This window comes from Nocardiopsis sp. NPDC057823 (genome assembly GCF_042797335.1).
GTDB lineage: Bacteria > Actinomycetota > Actinomycetes > Streptosporangiales > Streptosporangiaceae > Nocardiopsis > Nocardiopsis changdeensis.
Genome location: NZ_JBHVLR010000007.1, coordinates 185,185 through 207,894, shown reverse-complemented (window position 1 = coordinate 207,894; position 22,710 = coordinate 185,185). Strand labels below are relative to the sequence as shown.

Sequence of the window (22,710 nt, the reverse complement as noted above, 5' to 3'; positions counted from 1 at the left end):
GGCGCAGCCCCGCCTACGCCCACCGACGTACACACGAAGCCGCCCCAGGGGCGATGCCCGCGACCACCCGCCCCGCCCACAGTGGAAACCATGAACACCGCAACCGCCGCCATCACCGACCTGGCCGGCCACCCCCCGTGGGGGGACGGACCGCCGCCCTTCGCACCCCTGGGAGCACTCATGTTCTGCCTGCTGCTCGCCGCCGCCGCACTGGCCGCGTTCGTCCTCATCCGCCGCCGCGGCGGCGGCCCGCCCCCCTGGGCCGCCGGCCCCCGACCCGCCCCGCCCGAGTACGAGGCCCGCCGCACCCTCGCCGACCGGTTCGCCCGCGGCGACATCACCGTCGAGGAGTTCATGGAACGCGCCAGCGCCCTGAACTGGAACCCCGGACACGACGACACCAAGAAGTGACCCACCCACCGGCGCCCGCGACCCGCCAGGTCACGGGCGCCCCGCTGTGCCCACCCCGACACCACAAAACGGACAGACCACGATCAGCGGTGCGCCACCATGGTCTGCATGCCACTTCCCAAAGCCGAACTCCACCTGCACATCGAAGGCACCCTCGAACCCGAACTCGCCTTCACCCTCGCCCGCCGCAACAACATCACCCTGCCCTACACCACCGTCGACGAGCTCCGCTCCGCCTACGAGTTCACCGACCTGCAGTCCTTCCTGGACCTGTACTACGCCCTCACCGACGTCCTGCGCACCGAGGCCGACTTCACCGACCTCACCCGCGCCTACCTCGCCCGCGCCGCCGCCCAGGGCGTCCGCCACGCCGAGATCTTCTTCGACCCCCAGGCCCACACCGCCCGCGGCATCCCCCTGGACACCGTCATCGGCGGCATCACCGCCGCCCTGGACACCGCCCGAGCCGACCACGGCATCAGCACCCACCTGATCATGTGCTTCCTGCGCGACCGCCCCGCCGCCGAAGCCCTGGACACCCTGAACGCCGCCCGCCCCCACCTGGACCGCATCATCGGCGTCGGCCTGGACTCCGCCGAGGTCGGCCACCCCCCGAACGACTTCGCCCACGTCTTCGCCGCCGCACGCGACCTGGGGCTGCGCCTGGTCGCCCACGCCGGCGAGGAGGGCCCACCCGACTACATCCGCCAGGCCCTGGACCTGGGGGCGGAGCGCATCGACCACGGCATCCGCTGCCTGGAGGACCCCGACCTGGTCGCCCGCCTGGCCGCCGCCCGCACCCCCCTCACCGTGTGCCCGATGTCCAACGTGCGCCTGCGCGCCGTGGACACCATGGCCGACCACCCCCTGCCCGCCCTCATGGACGCCGGCCTGCTGGTCACCGTCAACTCCGACGACCCCGCCTACTTCGGCGGCTACGTCGACGACAACTACCGGGCCCTGGCCGAACACCTGCACCTCACCCGAGAGCAGCTGCGCACCCTGGCCCGCAACTCCTTCGAGGCGTCGTTCCTGCCCGCCGACCGCATCAAGGAGCTCATCGCCCTCGTCGACGCCCACTGACACGAGAGGGGCGTGGCGCGGGGCCTCCCGACCGACCGCACCGCTTCCCGTGTCCCGGCCCCCGCAGGCCGGGACACGGGGAACACGCGGCGACCCGCCGGCCGCCCGCCGGCCGCCCTCACCGCCGGGTCACGCCGACGCCCAGGTGAGGTGGTGGCCGTGCTCCCCCGCCCAGGCCACCACCCGCTCATCCACCGCGATCGTCATGTGCGTGGGCTCGGGCGGACGCGCACCCTCCAACCAGGGCAGCACCCGCCACCCCTCATAGGACACCCAGTGGCCGGGCAGCCCCCGCACCAGCTCCGCGAACCGCTCCCGCTCCGCCAAAGGCAGGTACGTGAGCACCGCGCTGTGGAACACCACCGGCGTCACCCCCTCGGGCACCCGCCCCACCAGGTCGGCGACGGTCTCCACCAGGTCCCCCGCCACGATCGGGGGCGGCCCGGCCTGGGCCACCACCCCCGCCGCGGCCCGCAACCGCTCCCGCCGCTCCCCCTCATGGGTCCCGGGCCAGATGAGGGACTCCAGCCACCGCACGTCCCCCGCATCGGCCGCGTTCAGCGGGTTGAGGTCCACCCCCGCCCGCCAGGCCACCTCCACCCCCCGCTCCGGAACCGGCACCCCGCCCGAGGTGGAGCACTCCAGCACCACCGGGGACCCACCCACGGGCGCACCGCCGTCGTAGGAGTAGGCGTACCGGTCCGGGTACAGGCACAACCCCGCCGAGGACCCCACCTCCACCAGCCCCAGCGGCCCCTCCAACCGCGCCAGGACCGGCAGCAGGGCCGCGCAGCGCCGCACCTCGTTGGTCTGGGTCATCCGCTCCAGCACCACCTTGCGCACCGGATCCCAGTGCTCCAGCGTCCACGCCCGAAACCCCGCCCACTCCCGCACAGGGCCGCCCAGGAACCGCACCGCCCCCAGCAGCAGGTTGGGCTGGCGCTTGTTGTCCCCGGGCAGGGACAGCACCAGCCCCATCAGCTCATCGTCCCCGGCCAGGGCCCGGGCGATCTCCGCATAGGAGTGCGCGCCCCCGGCCTCGTAGTGCTCCGCGAAACGCCGGTACCACGACCGCACACGCTCGGACCCGTCTTGGTGCTCCACGGCGACCTCGTCTCACCCGGGGGAAAGGAGTATCCCCCTCATACCCCTGACACCCCGGGGCGGCACCGTGACCCCCCTCACGCCCAGTCCGGCCGCTCCTCCTCCCACAACAGGAACCGCCGGCTCTCCCGCGCCAACCCCACCACCTCCGCCGGCGCCTTCCCCGGCGACCCCGCATCGAACGGCGGCGCCGGATCGTACTCCAACGCCAACTGCACCATCTGCGCCCCGAACTCCCCCATCAGCTCACCCGCCAACGCCAACCCCATATCGATCCCCGCACTCACCCCCGCCGCCGTCACGTACTTGCCGTCGAACACCACCCGCTCCCCCACCGCGTGCTCCACACCCAAGCGCTCCAACTCATCCCCCGCCAACCAGTGCGTGGCCGCCCGACGCCCCGCCAACACCCCCGAAGCCGCCAGGATCAACGACCCCGTGCACACCGACGCCGTCCACCGGCTCCCCGCGTCCACCGCCCGGATCCACTCCACCAACGCCCCGCCCATCTGCCGCGCCTGCCCCGGCCCACCCGGCACCACCACCACATCCGCCGAGTCCACCTCACCCAGCGCCGCATCCACCACCAGCCCCGCACCACCGGCCGACGCCCGCACCGGCCCCCGCTCCTCACCCACGAACACCGTCTCCACCCCCGGCAGCGACCCCAGCACCTCATAGGGGCCGATCGCGTCCAACGCCGTCACACCCTCGAACAGAACAACCGCCAACCTCACGACTCACACACCTTCCGCTCCGTGGAACCTGCTCCGATACCCCGCCGGAGAACACCCCAGCGACCTGACGAACACCCGCCGCATCACCTCCGCCGACGCGAAACCACTGCGCCGCGCCACCGCCTCCACCCCCAGATCCGAATCCTCCAACCACCGCCGCGCCGCCTCCACCCGCACCCGCTCCACATACCGGCCCGGCGTACACCCCACCTCCCGCGCGAACACCCGCGCGAACTGGCGCACCGACAACCCCACCCGCCCCGCCAGCGCCTCCACCGACAGATCCGCCGCCGGATTCCCCACGATCCAGTGCTGCACCTCCCGCACCGCCGGACGCTGCGCCCACTGCGCCGCCAACGGCGCCGAGAACTGCGCCTGCCCACCCGGACGCCGCAGGAACACCACCAGGTGCCGCGCCACCGCCAACGCCACCCGCCGCCCCAGGTCCTCCTCCACCAAAGCCAACGACAGGTCCACCCCCGCACTCACCCCCGCCGACGTCACCACCCGCCCCTGCCGCACGAAGATCGGATCCGGATCCACCTCCACCCCCGGGAACCGGCGCGCCAGCTCCGCACAGTGCGCCCAGTGCGTCGTGGCCCGCAACCCCTCCAACACCCCCGCCCCCGCCAACAGGAACGCCCCCGTGCACACCGACGCCACCCGCCCCGCCCGCCCGCACGCCCCCGCCAACCACTCCACCAGCGCCGGATCCACCCCGGCCCGCGCCCCGTCGCCCCCGGCCACCACCAGGGTGTCGATCCGCCCCACCTCCTCCAGCGCCACCGACGGCACCAGCCCCAACCCGCTGGAAGTGCGCACCGCGCCCCCGCCCAACGACCCCACCCGCACCCGGTAATCCGCCCCCGGCGCCCGCCCGGCGCCCGCGAACACCTCCAACGGCCCCGCCACGTCCAGGCTCTGCACCCCGTCGAAGACGACGATCACGACCTCGTGTCCCATGCCCCCACCCCACCACCGCCCACCCATGGCGGCAAGGTCGCACACCCCACGAAAAAGGACACCCCCCGGCAGGGCACACCCCCCACACGAAAGGAAAGACACGAACAGATAACGAGAACTCTCACACGCCCCCGACGATCACAGCCCCATGACACCCCACCACCACGAACGGACACCCGTGAGGCTCACCGACCGCGACCGGCTGCACCGCAGCCCCGCCACCACCGCACCCCGCGCCCGCCCCCTCGTCGAGTTCCACGACGTGTCCCACACCACCCTGCTCTCCCACCTGGACCTCACCGTCCACCCCGGCGAACACGTCGCCCTCATCGGCCTGCCCACCGACCACACCACCACCCTCACCGACCTCCTCACCGGCCACACCACCCCCACCCACGGCCGCATCACCACCCACACCACCCCCCACATCCACACCAGCACCCCCCACACCACCCTCGCCCACACCATCACCGGACACCCCGACCCCGACCCCCACGACCCCCACCTGCACACCGCCCTCACCCACGCCCACCTGCCCACCACCCCCACCACACCCCTGTCCGACCTGCCCACCGACCTCACCCACCGCCTCCACACCGCCCGCACCCACTACGCCGACCTCACCCACCACCACCTCCTCGTCCTCACCCACCCCGCCCCCGGCGAACACCTCACCCCCACCCCCACCACCGGCCTGCTCCAACTCACCGACCGCCCCACCCACACCCGCACCGCCGACCGCATCCTCCTCCTCCACCGCGGCCGCGTCACCGAAACCGGCACCCACCACCAACTCCTCGTCCGCGGCGGCGCCTACGCCCGCCTCTACGCCCTACGCGGCACCCACCGCAACCGCCCCTACACTTGAGAACCGTGCCGCCCATCACCAAGGAACTCACCGTGGGGCAGGTCTCCCAACGCTCCGGCGTGGCCGTCTCCGCCCTGCACTTCTACGAACGCCAGGGACTCATCCACAGCCGCCGCACCGCCGGCAACCAACGCCGCTACCGCCGCGACACCCTGCGCCGCGTCTCCTTCATCCGCGTCTCCCAACGCGTCGGCATCCCCCTGGCCCGCATCCGCCAGGCCCTGGACCGCCTCCCCGACAACCGCACCCCCACCCGCGCCGACTGGGCCCGCGTCTCCGAACAGTGGCGCGACGAACTCGACGCCCGCATCGCCCAACTCGTCCGCCTGCGCGACGACCTCACCGGCTGCATCGGCTGCGGCTGCCTCTCCCTGGACTCCTGCGTCCTGGTCAACCCCGACGACGAACTCGCCGCCGACGGCTCCGGCCCCCGCCGCCTGCTCATCGCCGACGACCCCGCCGACACCGACCACACCCACGACCGCACCGCCTGAACCCACCCCACAACGAAGGGGGGCGCCCCACCCGGGACGCCCCCCTTCACCATGCACCCGCCGCCTCAGCGCAGGGCCGCCGCCTCGTCACGGCCGCGCCGGGCCAGCTCGTCGGCCCGCTCATTGCCCTCGTCGCCGCTGTGGCCGCGCACCCACCGCCACTCCACCTCGTGACCCGCCGCGGCCTCCTCCAACCGCCGCCACAGGTCCACGTTCTTGACCGGCTTGTTGTCCGCCGTACGCCACCCGCGCCGCTTCCACCCCGCCACCCACGACGTGATCCCGTTGCGCACGTACGACGAATCGGTGTACACCACCACCGGCACCGGCTTGGTCAGGCTCTCCAGACCCCGGATCGCCGCCATCAGCTCCATCCGGTTGTTGGTGGTCTGCTCCTCACCGCCGTAGAGCTCCTTCTCGTGCCCGCCGTAGCGCAGCCACACCCCCCACCCGCCGGGGCCGGGGTTCCCGCTGCACGCCCCGTCGGTGTACACGATCACTTTCTGTTCCCCGTCGTTCATGCCGGGCAATCTACCGCCCCACCCGATAACAAAAAGGCCACACACCCCCCGAAAGGGGCCACCTACGGCGCCACCACCCCCAATGGAACCCCGAAAGGCCCCCGAATGGCACCGAAAACCCGCCAAAGGCACCCCCATCCGGGCCACCCCACCCGCCACCACCGAACCGAACGAACGAACCCGCCAGGCTCCGCCGTGCGCATCCGCGCACCCACCCTCGCCCAAGCCCGCTTCCGGTCCGCCGCCCTGCCCCCCGAGGCGACCACGGCACCACCCCCACCCTCACGTCCCCGAAACCGCCGAGAACCGCCTCCACCCCGACCCCCAGACCCCACCCCGCCCACGACACCGGGATCCACCGCCTCCCCACCCTCGGCGCCCGCCCCCTACACGACCACCGCCGCCCCGAAGACAACGAAGTCCGCCCCGGCCGACACACAAAAAAAGGGGCGGGAGCCCCAGGCCCCCGCCCCACACCACACCCCCACGGGCTAGCCGGCGAACTCGCGCTCCAGCTCGGCCGCCCGCTCCTCACGACGCGCAAACACATCGTTGGCCATCTCGTTCATCTTCTTCAACACCCGCTTGCGCTCCCGCGCCGACAACCGGTCGATGTACAACCGACCCAACGTGTGATCGGTCTCATGCTGCAGGCACCGGGCGAAATACCCGCTCCCGCTCACCACCACCGGCTCCCCGTCCCGGTCCACCCCGCGCACCGTCGCACGCTCCACACGCCCCAGCTCCGCATGCGGACCCGGCACCGACAGACACCCCTCGCTCTCCACCACCAGGGCATCCTCGGCCGAACGCTCGTCCAACACCGGATTCACCACATGCCCCACATGACGCACACCCTCATCATCAGGGCAGTCGTACACGAACACCCGCAGGTCCACACCCACCTGGTTCGCCGCCAACCCCACACCCTCGGCCGCGTACATCGTCACGAACATGTCATCGATCAACCGGCGCAGCTCCCCGCCGCCCAACATCTCCCCCGGCACATCCCGGCAACGACGGTGCAGCACATCCTCACCCGTCACCGTGATCCGCCGCACCGAACCCCGCGCCGCCTCCGGCGCCAACTCCGGGAAGCCGTCCACCTCACGGCCCTGAACAACGGCCGCCACCTGCGACTCATCCGGCATAGGGGTCCCACTCTCACAACGCGATCACCGGCGGCGCACACCGCCGCACCACCCCGCAAAATAGCACGGAACACCAGGTAGACGACCACACACCGTCAACGGAACCACGCATTGCCCTGCAACAGGCACCGCGCCAGATAATCACGCAACGACACCACCACCAACCGGCGCCGATCCGTCTCATGGTCCCACACCACCACACCCGGACCGTAGTCCGTGTGCACATACGCGAACTGCGGCCCCATGTCCGAATCCCCGAAGAAGATCATCTCGTCGAACGGCGCGTACAACTCCAGGTAATCCGGCTCACCCCGCATCGCCAGATTGTCCTCCACCAACCGCTGCGCACTCCACACCACCGCATCCCCGTACTCGTTGACCACACCGTCGGTCTCCCGCAGCAACGACGCCAACTCGAACGGCAACGGCAGCATCAAACGCTTCTCGACCTCGGCCAACGCCGCCTCATCGGCCGGATCACGAAGATCGGCCTCCGGATACAACTCCAGAATCAGTTCACGCCACACACCCCGATCATCACAGGTCATGCCAACACACGGGAAATCGTCAGCGGCGAGTTGCGCCAAAAACCCACACCCGCCCAGCCCACAACCCACCCACACCCCACCCAACCACCCCGCACCCGACACCCCCGCACACCCACCACCAGGGGAGCCACCACCACCGACCACCCCACACCCGACACGCCACAATGGAAACCACCACACCCCGAAGGAAGAGGACCCGCACCCACCATGGCCACCGCACACCACCACCGCGCAGGCCCCCTCACCACCCTGGCCTACCTCTTCCTCCTCCTCTCCCAGAACATCGCCGCCCTCCTCCTACTCCCCCTCGTCATCGCCTCCGCCGTCCTCTCCCTCATCTGGATCGGCCTCCCCTTCGTCATCCTCACCGGCCACCTCCTCCGCACCCTCGCCGACAGCCAACGCCGCACCCTCACCCACCTCGACCACCACCGCCCCGTCCACTCCGGCTACCGCCCCATACCCCCCACCGGCATCAACCGCCGCGCCAGCGTCATCATCACCGACCCCGCCACCTGGAAAGACCTCCTCTGGCTCATCACCGGAACCGTCAACATCCTCCTCATCGCCCTCCCCCTCACCCTCATCGGCCACGGCACCTACCAAACCCTCCACGCCCTCGGCCTCACCGGCGGCCCCGACATCTACGGCTACACCCCCACCGACACCACCGAACGCCTCCTCTTCCTCATCCCCGCCACCCTCCTCATCGCCCTCGGCACCACCCTCGCCACCCCCGCCCTCCGCCTCTACACCGCCTTCAACCGCCTCCTCCTCCAACCCTCCGAAAAAGCCCGCCTCACCGCCCGCGTCGCCCACCTCGCCACCAGCCGCGCCAACACCATCGACACCCAGGCCGCCGAAATCCGCCGCATCGAACGCGACCTCCACGACGGCGCCCAAGCCCGCCTCGTCGCCCTCGGCATGAACCTCGGCATGGCCGAACAAATCGTCGAACACGACCCCGCCACCGCCCGCGCCATGCTCGCCGAAGCCCGCGAGACCACCCGCACCGCCCTCATCGAACTCCGCGACCTCGTCCGCGGCATCCACCCACCCGTCCTCGTCGAACGCGGACTCCACGGCGCCGTCCACGCCCTCGCCCTCACCCACCACCTCCCCATCACCGTCACCGTCACCCTCCCCGGCCGCCCCGCCGACCCCGTCGAATCCGCCGCCTACTTCGCCATCGCCGAACTCCTCACCAACACCGCCAAACACGCCGACGCCACCCACGCATGGGTCCACATCAACCACGGAGACGACCGCCTCGTCATCACCGTCACCGACAACGGCCACGGCGGCGCCGACGCCGCCCCCGGCAGCGGCCTCGCCGGCATCCGACGCCGCATCGACGCCTTCGATGGCACCATGAACATCACCAGCCCCACAGGCGGCCCCACCATCGTCACCCTGGAGATCCCATGCGCGTTGTCATCGCCGAAGACCTCGCCCTCCTCCGAGAAGGACTGATCAAACTCCTCCAAGCCCACGACTTCACCGTCGTCGCCGCCGTCGACAACGGCCCCGACCTCCACAAAGCCCTCACCCACCACCACCCCGACGTCGCCGTCGTCGACGTCCGACTCCCCCCCACCTTCACCGACGAAGGCCTCCAAGCCGCCATCTCCGCCCGCGCCCAGATCCCCGGCCTGCCCATCCTCGTCCTCTCCCAGCACGTCGAACAGCTCTACGCCCGCGAACTCCTCTCCGACGACACCGGAGGCGTCGGCTACCTCCTCAAAGACCGCGTCTTCGACATCGGCCAATTCATCGAAGCCGTCCGCCGCGTCGCCGCCGGCGGCACCGCCATGGACCCCGCCGTCATCTCCCAACTCCTCGCCCGCCAAGACAGCCAAGGCCCCCTCGGCCAACTCACCCCCCGCGAACGCGAAGTCCTCTCCGAAATGGCCGAAGGCCGCTCCAACTCCGCCATCGCCGGACGCCTCTACATCACCGAAAAAGCCGTCAGCAAACACATCAACAACATCTTCACCAAACTCGACCTCCCCCCCTCCTCCGACGACAGCCGCCGCGTCCTCGCCGTCCTCGCCTACCTCAACGGCCAATGAACACACCAAAAGGCCCCGGAGCACAACGCCCCGGGGCCCGCCGCACCCCCGCCTACTGCTCCCGACGCACCCGGTACAACCCGTCGATCTCCTCCGAGAACGCCCGCAGCACAGCCTCACGCCGCAACCCGCCCGACGGATGCACCAACCCCGACTGCACCGTGAACTCCTCCGCCAACACATGGAACGACCGCACCGCCAAATGCCGCGGCACACTCCGATTGGCCTCGTACACCAACCCCTGCACCTCCCGCAGCAGATCCCGATCCCCCGCGATCTCCTCCGGCGCCATCGACAACGGCCGACCGTTCACCAACCGCCAATACTCCAACTGATCCCGCACCAACGTGATCAACGCACTCGCGAACGGCCGACCCTCCACGATCACCAACACCTGGCTGATCAACGGATGCGACCGCAACCGCGCCTCGAACCCCGCCACCAACTCAGCATCCGACACCACCGCCGGCTCCGCCTCCACCACCGGCAAAGCCACCGTCGCATCCGGCTCCGGCACCGGACGCTCCACCACCTCCGGCTCCGCCTCCACCACAGGCTCCACAACCGGCCCCTCCACAACCGGCTCCGCACCCGCCACAACACGCGACCCCGCCACGAACCGGCCCGGCACCTCCTCCACCGCCGCCTGCCCCCGCAACCGGCCCCTCACCCACACGAACCCGTCACCGTCCACCGACCCCGCGAACCCCGTCGCCAACCACCCCTCACGAAACGCCGACCGCGTCCCGCCCTCATCACCCCAATACCCCGCGAACACCGCACCACCGCGCACATGGGCCTCACCCTCACGCGACACCCACACCTCGCGCCCCTCCAACGCACGCCCCACAGAACCCGGCACCCGCGCCCCCACCGCATTGGCCGCGAACGCCCCCGCCGTCTCCGCCGTACCGAACACCTGCACCACCGGCACCCCCACACCCCCGTAGAAGGAGTCCAACCGGTCCGACAACCCACCACCCCAGCACACCACCAGATGCGCCCGGTCCCCCAACACCTCCCGCACCTTCGCGAACTGCCAGTCGTACATCGACCGCGACAACCGCTGCCACGCCCCCTTCTTCGGCGAACGATCGAACTGCACCGCCGCGTCCACCGCCGAATTGAACGTCCCCAACGAATCCCACCCCGTCGACCGGGCGCTCCCCCGCTCCCCCTCGAAGACCTCCTCCAACACCCCCGCACCGCACACCACCACCGACGGCCCGAACTCCCGCACCCGATCCAGGAACCGGCCACCACCCCCCAACCCCAACCGCACCCGACCCACCACACACGCCAACACCGTCGCCAACCCCTGCACCTGCGACAACGCGGCATCCGACAGAGCCGTCGCCTTCCCCGGCCCCAACTCCGCCACCCGCGGACCCACCCGATCCACCACATCCGCCGCCGCCGACACCAGAGCACCGTGCGACAACGCCACCCCACGCATCCACCGCGACACCGTACTCACCGGATACAGCACCACCGCCACATCCTCCGGAGCCGTCGCATCCCGACGGAACCGCACCGACGAAGCATCCATGTACGCACCCAGCGACACGATCTCCGCCAACCCCGGCTCGAACCGCCACACACGCCCCAGATCCGGCAACTCCCGCTGCAACGCCGCCACCACCCGCAGCGACCCCTCACCCTCCACCACAGCAGCCGCAGGACGCGTCTGACGCACCGCATGCGCCACCCGCTCCGGACCCGCCGACACCGGCAACGGCACCAACACCGCCCGCACCGACCACACCGCGAACGCCAACCTCACCCAATCCAGATGATCGGCGCACACCACCAAAACCCGGTCGCCCTCACCCACACCAGCGGCCACCAACCCCTTGGCCAACCCCGTCACATCCGTCGCGAACGCCCCCGCGCTCACCGACCCCCACCGACGACCGCCCCGACGCCCCTCCTCCGGCACCGAGAACAACTCCGCGTGCGCATCATCGGTCGCCATCTCGTAGACCAGGTCGCTCAACCCGGCCACCCGCCGGGCCCACCCACCGGAGCCGACACCCGTCTCGCCCATGACCACAGACCACTCATCCTCAAACAGCGTCGAAGAGCACGGACCCCACCGGCCCGCACAGGACAGACATCCCGCACCAAGGGGGAAATAGTTCCCCTACAATGCCCAACCTCCCCCACCCACGGCAACATGGAGAGACCCACAAAACACAAGGCCCCATGACCCCCGCACAGGGTCATGGGGCCCAACACCCGAACCGATCACACCCGGGCACGCACCGCCGAACGCACCGTCCACAAGAACGACACACCCGCCAACGCCGCAGCCCCCACCATCACCACCGACATACTCACCAACGACGCCTCACCCGACGGGGTCAACCCCGCCAACGCCGCCACACCACCACCCAGCGCGAACTGCAACGCACCCATCAACGCCGACGCCGTACCCGCCACCGCCGCCGGCTGACCGTCCAACGCCGTCACCGTCGCATTGGGCATGATGAAACCCGTACTGAACATCATCAACGCCAACAACGCCACCACCAGCCACAACGACGCCACCCCCGACACCGCCGCCACCAGCAGACCCGACACCGCAGCCAGACCCACCACCAGGCCCAGACCCAAACGCCGCAACGTCTCCATCCGACCCACCAAGAACCCGTTCACCTGCGTCCCCGCCAACATCCCCAACGAGTTCACCGCGAACAACCACGCATACGTCTGCGCCGACACCCCCAGCTCCTGCTGCGCCACGAACGAGAACGCCGACACATACGTGAACAACATCCCGAAACCCAGACCCAACGTCAGCACCGGCCCCACGAACCGCGCCTGACGCACCAGACCCGCCACCGTCGCACCCAGCACCCGCGGACCCTGCGCACGCCGCTCCGCCACCGGCAACGACTCCGGCAACCACAACAGCACCAGCACGAAGCTCACCGCCGACATCGCCGCCAGCACCCAGAAACTCAACTGCCACGGCCCCACCAGCAACAACTGCGCACCCGCCAACGGCGCCAACAACGGAGCCAGCATCATCACCAGCGCCAACCGCGAGAAGAACCGCACCGCGTCATCGCCCTTGAACAGGTCACGCACCACCGCCCGCGAGATCACCGCACCCGCCGCACCGGCCACACCCTGCACGAACCGCAACACCACGAACAACGTCACATCCGGCACGAACACGCACAGCACCGACGTCACCGTGAACACCGCACCGCCCACCAGCAGCGGAACCCGCCGCCCCCAGGCATCGCTCATCGGCCCGATCACCAACTGACCGACCGCCAACCCCAACATGATCGAGGTCAACGTCAACTGGATCTGCGCCTCGGACGCCCCCAGATCCTCCGCGATCTGCGGAAACGCCGGCAGATACATATCCGTCGCCAACGGACCCACCGCCGCCAGCACACCCAGCACCAGGACCAGCAACACCACCGACCGGCGCGCACGAACCGGCGGCGCACCCTCGGCCGCCACCGGCCCGGGCACCGTGTCAGGGGAGTTCGGGGACTGCACAGGCCACTCCAAAAGATCTCGACGCGATCGAGGAAGAGAAGTACACAAAGCGAAAAGGGCCCCGGCGCGTGGGAGCGCGACCGAAAGGGGCCACTCCATCCCAACACCGGGACCCGCTCAAAGTCTCCTCGAATAACCCCGAATCCCCTGTGACATCCCTTACGCCACGACCCGCTACCTTACGAGCCGGTCCAGCAACCGCTCCACCTCGACCGCCGGATCCTCCGTCAACCCCCCGTGGATCGGCCCCGGCTGCACGATCGTGCTCCGCGGCGCCGTCAACCACCGGAACCGCTGCCCCGGCCGCTCCCTGCCCGCCGCACCCGCCACCGCACCACCACGGCACAGCGCCTCCACGGCCTCCAGCGCACGCCGCACCCCGGCCACGTCCACCCCCGGATCCAACGCCAGCAGCCGGGCCTCGTCCACCTCCGCACGGGCCGCCAGGAACGCCCGCTCCTGGCAGTACACGATCACCCCGGCGTTCACGCACTCACCGCGCTCCACCCGCGGGACCACCCGCAGCAGCGCGTACTCGAACACCGCCCGGTCGCGCTCCTCGCCGACCCGGCCCGTCGTCACCGCATCGCTGTACCTGCGCACGCTCACCGCCCCACCTCCGGCAGCCACGAACGGTCCGCCACCCGGGCCGCCAGATGGCGCACGTACGCCTCCCGGACCTCCTCCGGGGACGCGAACCCCGGTTCGCCCTCCAGCCACACATCGGGCACCAGCCCCACCACGTCCCGCAGCAGCCCCTCGGTCACCAACGGCGCGAACGCCGCGTCGGCGGCCGCCAGATCCGGCGACGACGGCAGCAGGACATGGTCGGAGGCGTCGTAGGCACGGCCGACGAAACGGTCCGCGTTGGCCCACGAGTGGTGGAAGATCAGCGTCGCACCGTGGTCGATGAGGTACGGCTCCCCGTGCCACACCACCATGTTCGGGTTGCGCCACGACCGGTCCACGTTGCCGGTCAGCGCGTCGAACCACAGCACCCGGCCGGCGAACCCGGGGGACGTCTCGAAGGCGAGCGGGTCGAACCCCAGCGAACCCGGCAGGAAGTCCATCCCCAGGTTGAGGCCGCCGCTCGCCTTGAGCAGCTCCTGCACCTCCTGGTCGGGCTCGCCCCGCGCGATGACCGCGTCGAAGTCCACCAGGGCCAGCTCCGGAACGGGAAGCCCCAGCGCGCGCCCCAGCTCACCGGCGATCACCTCGGCCACCAGGGTCTTGCGCCCCTGGCCCGCGCCGATGAACTTCACGACGTACATGCCGAGGTCGTCGGCCTCGACGAGTCCGGGCAGCGAACCGCCCTCGCGCAGCGGTAGGACGTACCGCGTGCCTGTCACTTCTTTCAGCGCCTTCACCACGCCGAACAGCCTAGGACCTCGCCGACCCTCCCCTCGACCGGCGGCGGCCGCTCCCGGCCCCGCTACGGCTCTCTGAGCGCGTTCGGGCGGGCGACCCCCTGGACCGCGACACGCCGACGGTCCTCTGACCAGGGGTTTTGATAGGAGTGTGCGGCGTAGCCGCACTCCTTCTGTTTTTCGTGGGTGCTTTTACAGTAAAGCTACGCCGCCTTTACGACGTAGATTCACAGAGCGGAATCAGACGGCCGACACAATGCGGCCCGGGCGCCACCGAAGTACCGGTGAGCGCCCGGGCCGCCGCGTGCGTCAGAGGTTGTCCTCCGGGTTCTCGCCCCAGCCCTCCTCGCCCTCCCCCGGTGTGGGGACCGTCGGCGTCGAGGGGTCGCCGTCCCCGTCCTCCTCCGGGCTGGGCCCGCTCTCCTCGCCGCTCTCCCCCGAGGGGCCCTCCTCCGGCACCGGCTGGCCCGGGGCCGGCATCTCCGGCGGCGGGAACTGGAGCAGGAACCAGTACAGCGCCACCACCAGCGCCAGGATCAGCAGCAGGACCGCGCCCAGCCCGCCGATCAGCCACCAGTTGCCGCGCCCCTCCTCCACCGCGCTGTCACGGCGGCCCGCCCAGGGCGCCCACGGCACCGCGGGCCCGGACCGTGACCCCGCCCAGTGCGGCATCACCACCGGACCGCGGGCGGCGATGCGGCCGGGCCGGCCCGCCTGCTCCAGGAAACGGGCGGCACCCCCCTCCCCGTCGGGGACCGCCACCCACAGCACCGAGCGGCCCTGGGTGCGCGCCGAGAGCACACCCGACTCGGCCCGCACCGCCTCAGCGAACCGCTCCCGGGCCTGCGGGTCGGCCACCGCGCCCGGGTTCAGCACGGCCACCTCCACCGCCGCGCCCTCGCGGTCGCGCCCCAGGTACACCACGCCCAGCGCGGACTCGCCCACCCGGCCCTGCAGCCGGTAGGCGCCCAACTGGCGCGGGTCTCCCGCGTTCAGTCCCATCAGGGGAGCCGTCACGCCCCCACCCCCTTTCCACTCCGCTCTCCCCGCGTCCACTGCGTCCCCTTGGGCGCGTTGTGCACCGGAACGAGGCGCCCGGAGCGGGTAGTCTCGCCCACAGGTGAGTGATCCACAACCTATCCGGCGCCCGGCGCCGGGCCTGGAAGGCGGAACATGGCACAGACCTCACCCGGCAACGGCGCCTCCCCCTCGGGGTCCGACGGCGCCCCGGGCGAGCCCACCCGGCTGCTGCGCGCGGCGCTGCACGAGGTGTCCACGGTCATCGTGGGACAGGAACGCATGGTGGAGCGCTCCCTCATCGCACTGGTCGCCAAGGGCCACTGCCTCATCGAGGGGGTGCCGGGCATCGCCAAGACCCTGGCGGTGTCCACGCTGGCCAAGGTGACCGGCGGCTCCTTCGCCCGTATCCAGTTCACCCCGGACCTGGTGCCCTCCGACATCGTCGGCACGCGCATCTACCACCCCTCCACCGAGAAGTTCGACGTGGAGCTGGGCCCGGTGTTCGCCAACTTCGTCCTGGCCGACGAGATCAACCGCGCCCCCGCCAAGGTGCAGTCGGCCCTGCTCGAGGTCATGGCCGAGCGGCAGGTCTCCCTGGGCGGGACCACCTACCCCCTCCCTTCCCCGTTCATCGTCATCGCCACACAGAACCCGGTGGAGTCCGAGGGCGTGTACCCGCTGCCCGAGGCCCAGCGCGACCGGTTCCTGATGAAGGTCGACGTGGGCCACCCCCGGGCGCACGAGGAGATGGAGATCCTGCGCCGGATGTCCACCGAGCCGCCCACCGCCCACCAGGTCCTGGACCCGGTCACCCTGGGCGAGCTGCAGGCCGACGCCGAGAAGGTGCACGTCCACCAGCTCATCGCCGACTACGTGGTGCGGCTGGTGATGGCCACTCGCGAGCCCGAGGCGCACCAGATGCCGGACCTGCGCGGGGTCCTGGAGGTCGGCGCCAGCCCGCGCGCCACCCTGGGCCTGGTGGCGGCGGCCCGCGCCCTGGCGCTGCTGCGCGGGCGCGACTACGTGCTCCCCGACGACGTGCGGGTGCTGGCCCGCGACGTCATCGCGCACCGCCTGGTGCTCAGCTTCGACGCGCTGGCCGACGGGGTGACCGCCGTCCAGGTGGTGGACCGCATCCTGGCGACGGTGCCCGCGCCCCGGGTGATCTGGGACGAGCCGCCCAGCGGTGAGACCGCCTCGTTCGCCGCGCGCGGGTGAGGCCCCGTGACCTCCCTGGGGAACGACCCCCGGCTGCGCTCGGCGCTGCGCCGGCTGGACCTGCGCATCATGCACCGGCTGGAGGGCCTGCTGCACGGTGAGCACCTGGGCCTGCGCCTGGGGCCGGGGTCGGAGGCCGCCGAGGCCCGGCTGTACCAGCCGGGCGAGGACGACGTGCGGCACATGGACTGGGCGGTGACCGCCCGCACCGACACCCCGCACGTGCGGGACCTGGTCGCCGACCGGGAGCTGGAGAGCTGGACCCTGCTGGACCTGTCGGCGAGCATGGACTTCGGCACCGACCGGCACGTCAAGCGCGAGGTGGCGGTGGGCGCGATGGTCGCCGTCACCCTGCTGACCCAGCGGGTGGCCGACCGGTTCGGGGCGCACTTCCTGCACCGCGGGGTGATCCGGCGCTGGCCCGCCCGTTCGGGCAACGAGGCGCTGCTGTCGCTGCTGGCGACGGTGGCGGCGGCCCCCACCGGGGACACCGCGCGGGAGGCACACGGACCCGGGCTGGCCGGGGCGGTCGACGACCTGGCGCGGACCCGGCGCCGCCGCGGGCTGCGGGTGGTGATCTCCGACTTCCTGGACACCCCGGCGTTCGGCGGCGAGGTGCCCTGGGAGCGGCCGATGTCGCGGCTGTCCTCCCGGCACCAGGTGCTGGTGGTGGAGGTGATCGACCCCCGGGAGCTGGACCTGCCCGAGGTCGGCGATGTGACGCTGCGCGACCCGGTGTCCGGCCGGGTGCGCGATGTGCGGATCAACCGCGCGGTGCGCGAGCGGTACCGTGAAGCGGCGCGGACCCAGCGCGAGGAGGTGCGCCGGGCGCTGCGCCGTTGCGGGGTGGACCATCTGGTGCTGCGGACCGACCGTGATTGGGTACTGGACATTGCACGGTTCGTGATCCACCAGAGGCGGACCGCGCACCGGTTGTCCCGGCACACGCCGGGGGTGCCGCGATGAGGGCGGGCCGGGCCTGGAGACGGGGGAGTGGGCGATGACCTTCCTGGAACCCGAGCGGTTGTGGTGGCTGCTGCTGCTCGTTCCGCTGGTGGGGGCGTACGTGTTCGCCCAGATGCAGCGGCGCGAGTACACGGTGCGGTTCACCAACCTGTCCCTGCTGGACCAGGTGGCGCCGCACCGGCCGGACGCGCGCAGGCACGTGCCCGCGGCGCTGTTCACGGTCACCCTGGGAGTGCTGATCACGTCGATGGCGCTCCCGGCGATGCCGGTGGAGCAGCCGCGCGAGCGGGCGACGATCATCGTGGCGGTGGACGTGTCCCTGTCGATGGCGGCCACCGACATCGAGCCGGACCGGCTGCGGGCGGCCAAGGAGTCGGCGCAGGGGTTCGTGGAGACGCTGCCGGACCGGTTCAACGTGGGGCTGGTGGCGTTCTCGGCGCAGGCGACGGTGGTGTCCTCCCCCACCCAGGACCACCAGGCGGTGATCGGGTCGATCGAGAACCTGCAGCTGGGGCCGGGTACGGCGATCGGCGAGGGCGTCTTCGCGTCGCTGGAGGCGATCCGCGGGTTCGACGAGGAGTCGCAGGAGGACCCGCCGCCGTCGGCGATCGTGCTGCTGTCGGACGGGGAGAACACCAGCGGCCGGGAGATCGACCAGGCGTCGGCGGTGGCCCGCGACCAGGGCGTGCCGGTGTCGACGATCGCGTTCGGGACGGGGGCGGCGATGATCGACATCGACGGCTACCAGGTCCCGGCGGACATCGACAAGGAGGCGCTGCAGGAGCTGGCGCAGATCACCGAGGGGCACTTCTACGAGGCCGAGAGCGGGCACGAGCTGGACGACGTCTACGAGGACATCGGCTCGTCGCTGGGGACCGAGACGGTGCATGAGGAGATCGTCACACGGTTCGTGCTGGTCGCGATCCTGTTGGCGCTGGCCACGTCGATCACGTCGCTTCTATGGTTCCAACGCCTGCCCTAGGCGGTTCCGCAGGCGTGTGACGTGCGGTGACGGCATTATATGTGACCCTGGTCACATCCCTTTCGGAGGGGTTTACCCCTTTTCCGTCATCTGCACGGGTTAGCGTTGGCATGTTTTGTCATGCTCACCCAGTTGAGGAACGATGCCGAACATACCCGCTGCCCCGACCGCCATCTGCTTCGATCTGGACGACACCCTGATCGACGACGTCGCCGCGTCCTCGGCCGGACTGCGCGCACTCATGGAGCGGCTCGGCCACCCGGACTTCGGCGCCGCCCGGACACTGTGGGACGTGCAGACCGAGATCTCCTTCGGCGCCTACCTGCGCGGCGACCTGTCCCTGGAGGACCAGCGCCGCCAGCGGGTGCGCGCCCTGGCGGTCCAGGCCGGGCACTCGGGCATCGCCGACCAGCACTGCGACGAGCTGTACCGGCTCTACCTCGACGTGCACCGCTCGGCCTGGCAGGTCTTCCCCGACACGATCCCCGCCCTGGGCGCCCTGGCCTCGGCCGGGTACCGGCTGGCCGTCCTCACCAACGGGATCGAGGCCCTGCAGCACGCCAAGCTGCAGGCCCTGGAGCTGACCCCCTACTTCCACACCGTGGTCTGCGCCGACAGCGCGGGCGCCGGCAAGCCCGACCCGCGCATCTTCCACCTCGCCGCCCAGCGCCTGGGCGTGGACCCCGCCGCCTGCTGGCACGTGGGCGACCAGATCCAGTCCGACGGCGTGGGCGCCGTCGCCTCGCGCATGTACCCGGTCATGATCGACCGCCACCACGGCCGCCGCTTCGACGGCGTCACCACCGTCCACAACATGGACGAGCTGCTGCGCCTCATCGGCCTGCCCGCGGTCACCGCGGGAACGCTGTGATCCCCGCACTGCCCCGCCGCGTCACCGCGCACCTGGTCGCCCGCGGACCGGGCGGGCCCCGGCTGCTGGGCGCCCGGGTGCTGTTCGGCCAGGACCCCGCCGCCCTGGCCCGGACCCTGGGCGGCCTGCCCGAGGACGCGCCGCTGGTCGCCCTGGACGTGATCACCGAGGTCGCCTCCACCCCGGGCCGGTCCCCCTCGCCGCTGCACGTGGACCGCGTCGTGTTCGCCACCCCCGACGCGGTCGGCGAATGGCCCGCGGTCCTGCCGCCCCAGGGGCTGGAGCCGGGCCTGGCCGAGCTGCTCCCGGAGGAGCCCGACCCGGCCGGCGACCGTCCGCGGCTGCGCCGCATGGCCTCCTACGGGATCGTCACCGACCCCACCGGGCGCATCCTGCTCAGCCTCATCGCCGACGGCTTCCCCGGCGCGGGCACCTGGCACCTGCCGGGCGGCGGCGTCGACGCGGGGGAGGACGTGCGCTCGGCCCTGCGCCGCGAGGTCCACGAGGAGACCGGCCAGGACGGCGTGGTGGGCCGCCTCATCACGGTCACCAGCCACCACCGCGTCCCGCCCACCGGGCACGAGGTGTACGCGGTGTGGGTGTTCTCCCACGTGCACGTGGCGCACCCGGTCCCGCCCCGGGTCCTGGAGCAGAGCGGCTCCACCGCCGACTGCGCCTGGTTCTCCCCCGACCAGCTCGGGGACCTGCGCCTGTCCACCACGACCCGGCGCGGCCTGGAGTTCCTGGTCCGCGGCTGACGCGGGGCGGCGTCAGCCCGCGGCGCGGGCGCCCAGCCGGTCGCGCACCCACCACAGGGCGGCGCCCGCGGCCAGCACCGCGGCGCCGGCCGCGACCGCGTTCAGCGGCAGGCTGCACGCCAGCACCACACAGCCCACCAGGCCGCCCAGCGGCACCGGCAGCGGCGGGCGGGGCTCGTCGGGGCCCAGCCGCAGCGCCGAGGCGTTGGTGATGGCGTAGTACACCAGCACCCCGAACGCGGAGAAGGAGATCGCCCCCGTCAGGTCGGTGAACAGCACCAGGCCCACCACGATCGCGGCGATCAGCGCCTCGGCGTACACCGGCACCCCGTGGCGGCCGCGGCGCGTGGCCAGCACCCGGGGCAGGTGGCCGTCGGCGGCCATCGCCGCCGTGGTCCGCGTGACCCCCATCAGCAGGGTGATCAGGGCGCTCAGGCAGGCCACCGCGGCGCCGACCGCCACCGCCGGGACCGCCCACTCCAGCCCGGCCACCCGCACCACGTCCGCCAGCGGCGCCGAGGAGTTGATGAGCCGCTCCCGGCCCAGCACGATCAGCGTCCCGGTACCCACCACCAGGTAGATCAGCAGCACCCCGCCCAGGGACAGGGTGACGGCGCGCGGAATGGTGGTCGCCGGGTCGCGGACCTCCCCGCCCAGGGTCGCCACCCGGGCGTACCCGGCGAACGCGAAGAAGATCATCCCGGCCGCGCCCAGCACCCCGAAGGAGCCGGGCCAGGGGCCCAGCCCGTCGACCTCGGCGACGGCGGCCAGCCGCCCGCTCATCAGCATGGCGACCACCACGCCGGCCAGCACCGCCAGCACCACCGACAGCAGGACCTTGACCACGAGCGTGGAGCGGCGCACCCCCCGGTGGCCCAGGGCGGCCGTCAGCACCACCGCGGCGGCCGCCACCGGTCTCTCCCACCCGGGCAGCACGTAGGCGGCGAAGGTGAGCGCCATGGCCGCGCAGGAGGCGAGCTTGCCCACGACGAACGACCACCCGGCCAGGAAGCCCCACATGTCGCCCAGGCGCTCGCGGCCGTAGATGTAGGCGCCGCCCGACTCGGGGTGGCGGGCCGCCAGCCGCGCCGAGGACATCGCGTTGCAGTAGGCGACCAGTCCGGCGATGAGGACGGCCACGGGCAGCCACGCGCCGGCGCCCTGCGCCGCGGGGGCGAACACGGAGAAGACCCCGGCCCCCAGCATCGCGCCCGCGCCGATGGCGACCGCGTCGACGGTGCCGAGCACCCGGGCGGGTCCGGCCTGCGGTGATGAGGTGGTCAACAGGGCGTCTCCTTGCCTGATGGACGTCGGTGGCGGGCCCTCCCGGCCCGGGGCCTCCTTTCGGTGGACGTTTCGAGTGTGCCCGATCCCGGTGACCACCGGGTGCGTTCCCCCGGTGGTGAGGGTGGCCACTTCCGGTCCGAGGGGTGTCGGTCCCGGCCGGGGCGGGCACGGCCGGACCCCCGGCCCTGCGGGGCCGGGGGTCCGTGTTCCCTCGTGATCGCCGCCCGGCGGGCGGGCCCGGTCAGGTGGGCCGCCACGGGGTGCCGGTGTTGTCGTTGATGTCCTCGGCGGCGACCTGCCGGAGCTGGCGCGAGAGGTCCGACAGCGCCCGGGAGACGGCGAGCTCCTCGCCGATCTCGGGGACGTCCATGTCCATCGGGTGCTTGCGTGCCATCCCGTGACCGCGCAGCGCCGTACCGTCGTCGGCGACCATGCCCACCTCCGCCCAGGTGCGGGCGGCCTCACCCTCGTTCTCCTCCGAGATCAAGACGTCGACGTTCCAGCGCTTGGTCGTGTGCATCTGCGCCCCCTCCGTGCTCGTCCCGGCGTCCGCGCCGGGCGGGTGTTCGATGTGCGCGTCCGGGCCGGGGTAGACCAGGGCGTCGTGCCCCTGCCCGGCGTCGAGCCAGTGCACCTGGTACGGGGGCTCCCCGCCGCTCCCCCGGATCCCGGTGACGACGCCGGTCCGGCGGTGTGCGTCCGCGCGCTGGCTCTCGATGACCAGACGATCTCCTACCTGTGCTCGCATGGGTTCCCCCGCCATCCCTCGG

24 protein-coding genes are annotated in these 22,710 nt (G+C 71.7%); 11 read left to right on the top strand and 13 right to left on the bottom strand.

What is annotated here, in order from left to right; translation table 11 throughout:
* The first annotated feature begins 90 nt into the window (after window positions 1-90).
* The gene (locus ACFVNO_RS14830; protein ID WP_220560954.1) at window positions 91-411 is read left to right on the top strand and encodes an SHOCT domain-containing protein; all 321 of its coding nucleotides are present in this window, start codon (window positions 91-93) and stop codon (window positions 409-411) included.
* Between the two features lie 108 nt (window positions 412-519).
* Window positions 520-1,494, top strand: coding sequence for an adenosine deaminase (locus tag ACFVNO_RS14825; RefSeq protein ID WP_378892795.1), 975 nt, complete (start codon window positions 520-522; stop codon window positions 1,492-1,494).
* Window positions 1,495-1,623: 129 nt separating this feature from the next.
* Here ACFVNO_RS14825 and ACFVNO_RS14820 read toward each other — a convergent pair whose 3' ends face one another.
* The 3 genes from ACFVNO_RS14820 to ACFVNO_RS14810 form a co-directional block, all read right to left on the bottom strand.
* A complete protein-coding gene (locus tag ACFVNO_RS14820) occupies window positions 1,624-2,598 on the bottom strand; it encodes a DUF2332 domain-containing protein (RefSeq protein ID WP_355261449.1) in 975 nt (324 codons plus the stop codon).
* A gap of 77 nt (window positions 2,599-2,675) precedes the next feature.
* On the bottom strand, window positions 2,676-3,335 hold the full coding sequence (locus ACFVNO_RS14815; protein ID WP_355261452.1) for a DJ-1/PfpI family protein: 660 nt from the start codon (window positions 3,333-3,335) through the stop codon (window positions 2,676-2,678).
* Between the two features lie 3 nt (window positions 3,336-3,338).
* Complete coding sequence (locus ACFVNO_RS14810) at window positions 3,339-4,298, bottom strand: GlxA family transcriptional regulator (protein WP_378892792.1); 960 nt, start codon at window positions 4,296-4,298, stop codon at window positions 3,339-3,341.
* A 148-nt stretch (window positions 4,299-4,446) separates the two neighbouring features.
* On the opposite strand from ACFVNO_RS14810, the gene ACFVNO_RS14805 reads away from it, so the two are divergent.
* Together ACFVNO_RS14805 and soxR are read left to right on the top strand one after the other, a co-directional pair.
* Window positions 4,447-5,166, top strand: coding sequence for an ABC transporter ATP-binding protein (locus ACFVNO_RS14805; protein WP_355261458.1), 720 nt, complete (start codon window positions 4,447-4,449; stop codon window positions 5,164-5,166).
* A 5-nt stretch (window positions 5,167-5,171) separates the two neighbouring features.
* Window positions 5,172-5,660: a redox-sensitive transcriptional activator SoxR gene (gene soxR, locus ACFVNO_RS14800; protein WP_220560948.1), complete on the top strand. Its 489-nt coding sequence runs from the start codon at window positions 5,172-5,174 to the stop codon at window positions 5,658-5,660.
* Window positions 5,661-5,725: 65 nt separating this feature from the next.
* Here soxR and rnhA read toward each other — a convergent pair whose 3' ends face one another.
* The 3 genes from rnhA to ACFVNO_RS14785 all read right to left on the bottom strand — a co-directional run bounded on the left by rnhA (window position 5,726) and on the right by ACFVNO_RS14785 (window position 7,859).
* A complete protein-coding gene (gene rnhA, locus ACFVNO_RS14795; protein ID WP_220560947.1) occupies window positions 5,726-6,181 on the bottom strand; it encodes a ribonuclease HI in 456 nt (151 codons plus the stop codon).
* A gap of 491 nt (window positions 6,182-6,672) precedes the next feature.
* On the bottom strand, window positions 6,673-7,332 hold the full coding sequence (def, locus tag ACFVNO_RS14790; protein ID WP_220560946.1) for a peptide deformylase: 660 nt from the start codon (window positions 7,330-7,332) through the stop codon (window positions 6,673-6,675).
* Window positions 7,333-7,427: 95 nt separating this feature from the next.
* Window positions 7,428-7,859 carry an SMI1/KNR4 family protein gene (locus ACFVNO_RS14785; RefSeq protein ID WP_255646560.1) on the bottom strand — a complete coding sequence of 144 codons (432 nt, stop codon included), beginning with the start codon at window positions 7,857-7,859 and terminating at the stop codon, window positions 7,428-7,430.
* A 228-nt stretch (window positions 7,860-8,087) separates the two neighbouring features.
* Here ACFVNO_RS14785 and ACFVNO_RS14780 point away from each other — a divergent pair, with 228 nt between their 5' ends.
* Window positions 8,088-9,353 carry a sensor histidine kinase gene (locus ACFVNO_RS14780; protein WP_355261464.1) on the top strand — a complete coding sequence of 422 codons (1,266 nt, stop codon included), beginning with the start codon at window positions 8,088-8,090 and terminating at the stop codon, window positions 9,351-9,353.
* Window positions 9,305-9,952, top strand: a complete 648-nt coding sequence (locus ACFVNO_RS14775) for a response regulator transcription factor (protein WP_220560944.1) — start codon at window positions 9,305-9,307, stop codon at window positions 9,950-9,952. The genes ACFVNO_RS14780 and ACFVNO_RS14775 overlap by 49 nt, the downstream gene beginning before the upstream one ends.
* A 52-nt stretch (window positions 9,953-10,004) precedes the next feature.
* Here the strand turns inward: ACFVNO_RS14775 and ACFVNO_RS14770 are convergent, their stop codons facing one another.
* From ACFVNO_RS14770 to ACFVNO_RS14750, 5 genes are all read right to left on the bottom strand, one after another.
* Window positions 10,005-11,999 carry an AMP-binding protein gene (locus ACFVNO_RS14770; protein WP_378892971.1) on the bottom strand — a complete coding sequence of 665 codons (1,995 nt, stop codon included), beginning with the start codon at window positions 11,997-11,999 and terminating at the stop codon, window positions 10,005-10,007.
* 200 nt (window positions 12,000-12,199) lie between these two features.
* Window positions 12,200-13,471, bottom strand: a complete 1,272-nt coding sequence (locus ACFVNO_RS14765) for a multidrug effflux MFS transporter (protein WP_378892782.1) — start codon at window positions 13,469-13,471, stop codon at window positions 12,200-12,202.
* Between the two features lie 174 nt (window positions 13,472-13,645).
* A complete protein-coding gene (locus ACFVNO_RS14760; protein ID WP_220560941.1) occupies window positions 13,646-14,080 on the bottom strand; it encodes a DUF3037 domain-containing protein in 435 nt (144 codons plus the stop codon).
* Window positions 14,077-14,829: a HipA family kinase gene (locus ACFVNO_RS14755; RefSeq protein WP_355261836.1), complete on the bottom strand. Its 753-nt coding sequence runs from the start codon at window positions 14,827-14,829 to the stop codon at window positions 14,077-14,079. Before ACFVNO_RS14755 ends, ACFVNO_RS14760 begins: the two co-directional genes overlap by 4 nt.
* 318 nt (window positions 14,830-15,147) lie before the next feature.
* On the bottom strand, window positions 15,148-15,855 hold the full coding sequence (locus tag ACFVNO_RS14750; protein ID WP_378892779.1) for a hypothetical protein: 708 nt from the start codon (window positions 15,853-15,855) through the stop codon (window positions 15,148-15,150).
* Window positions 15,856-16,011: 156 nt separating this feature from the next.
* Between ACFVNO_RS14750 and ACFVNO_RS14745 the strand changes: the two genes are divergently transcribed.
* From ACFVNO_RS14745 to ACFVNO_RS14725, 5 genes are all read left to right on the top strand, one after another.
* Complete coding sequence (locus ACFVNO_RS14745) at window positions 16,012-17,076, top strand: AAA family ATPase (protein WP_355261471.1); 1,065 nt, start codon at window positions 16,012-16,014, stop codon at window positions 17,074-17,076.
* 69 nt (window positions 17,077-17,145) lie between these two features.
* Window positions 17,146-18,042, top strand: a complete 897-nt coding sequence (locus ACFVNO_RS14740; protein ID WP_378892967.1) for a DUF58 domain-containing protein — start codon at window positions 17,146-17,148, stop codon at window positions 18,040-18,042.
* A 34-nt stretch (window positions 18,043-18,076) separates the two neighbouring features.
* Window positions 18,077-19,024, top strand: coding sequence for a VWA domain-containing protein (locus tag ACFVNO_RS14735; RefSeq protein WP_220560936.1), 948 nt, complete (start codon window positions 18,077-18,079; stop codon window positions 19,022-19,024).
* 142 nt (window positions 19,025-19,166) lie between these two features.
* Complete coding sequence (locus ACFVNO_RS14730) at window positions 19,167-19,895, top strand: HAD family hydrolase (protein ID WP_220560935.1); 729 nt, start codon at window positions 19,167-19,169, stop codon at window positions 19,893-19,895.
* Window positions 19,892-20,653: an NUDIX hydrolase gene (locus tag ACFVNO_RS14725; protein WP_378892774.1), complete on the top strand. Its 762-nt coding sequence runs from the start codon at window positions 19,892-19,894 to the stop codon at window positions 20,651-20,653. Before ACFVNO_RS14730 ends, ACFVNO_RS14725 begins: the two co-directional genes overlap by 4 nt.
* A 12-nt stretch (window positions 20,654-20,665) precedes the next feature.
* Here the strand turns inward: ACFVNO_RS14725 and ACFVNO_RS14720 are convergent, their stop codons facing one another.
* Window positions 20,666-21,940, bottom strand: a complete 1,275-nt coding sequence (locus ACFVNO_RS14720; RefSeq protein ID WP_355261839.1) for an APC family permease — start codon at window positions 21,938-21,940, stop codon at window positions 20,666-20,668.
* A gap of 241 nt (window positions 21,941-22,181) precedes the next feature.
* On the bottom strand, window positions 22,182-22,688 hold the full coding sequence (locus ACFVNO_RS14715; RefSeq protein ID WP_220560934.1) for a dsRBD fold-containing protein: 507 nt from the start codon (window positions 22,686-22,688) through the stop codon (window positions 22,182-22,184).
* Between the last annotated feature and the right edge of the window lie 22 nt (window positions 22,689-22,710).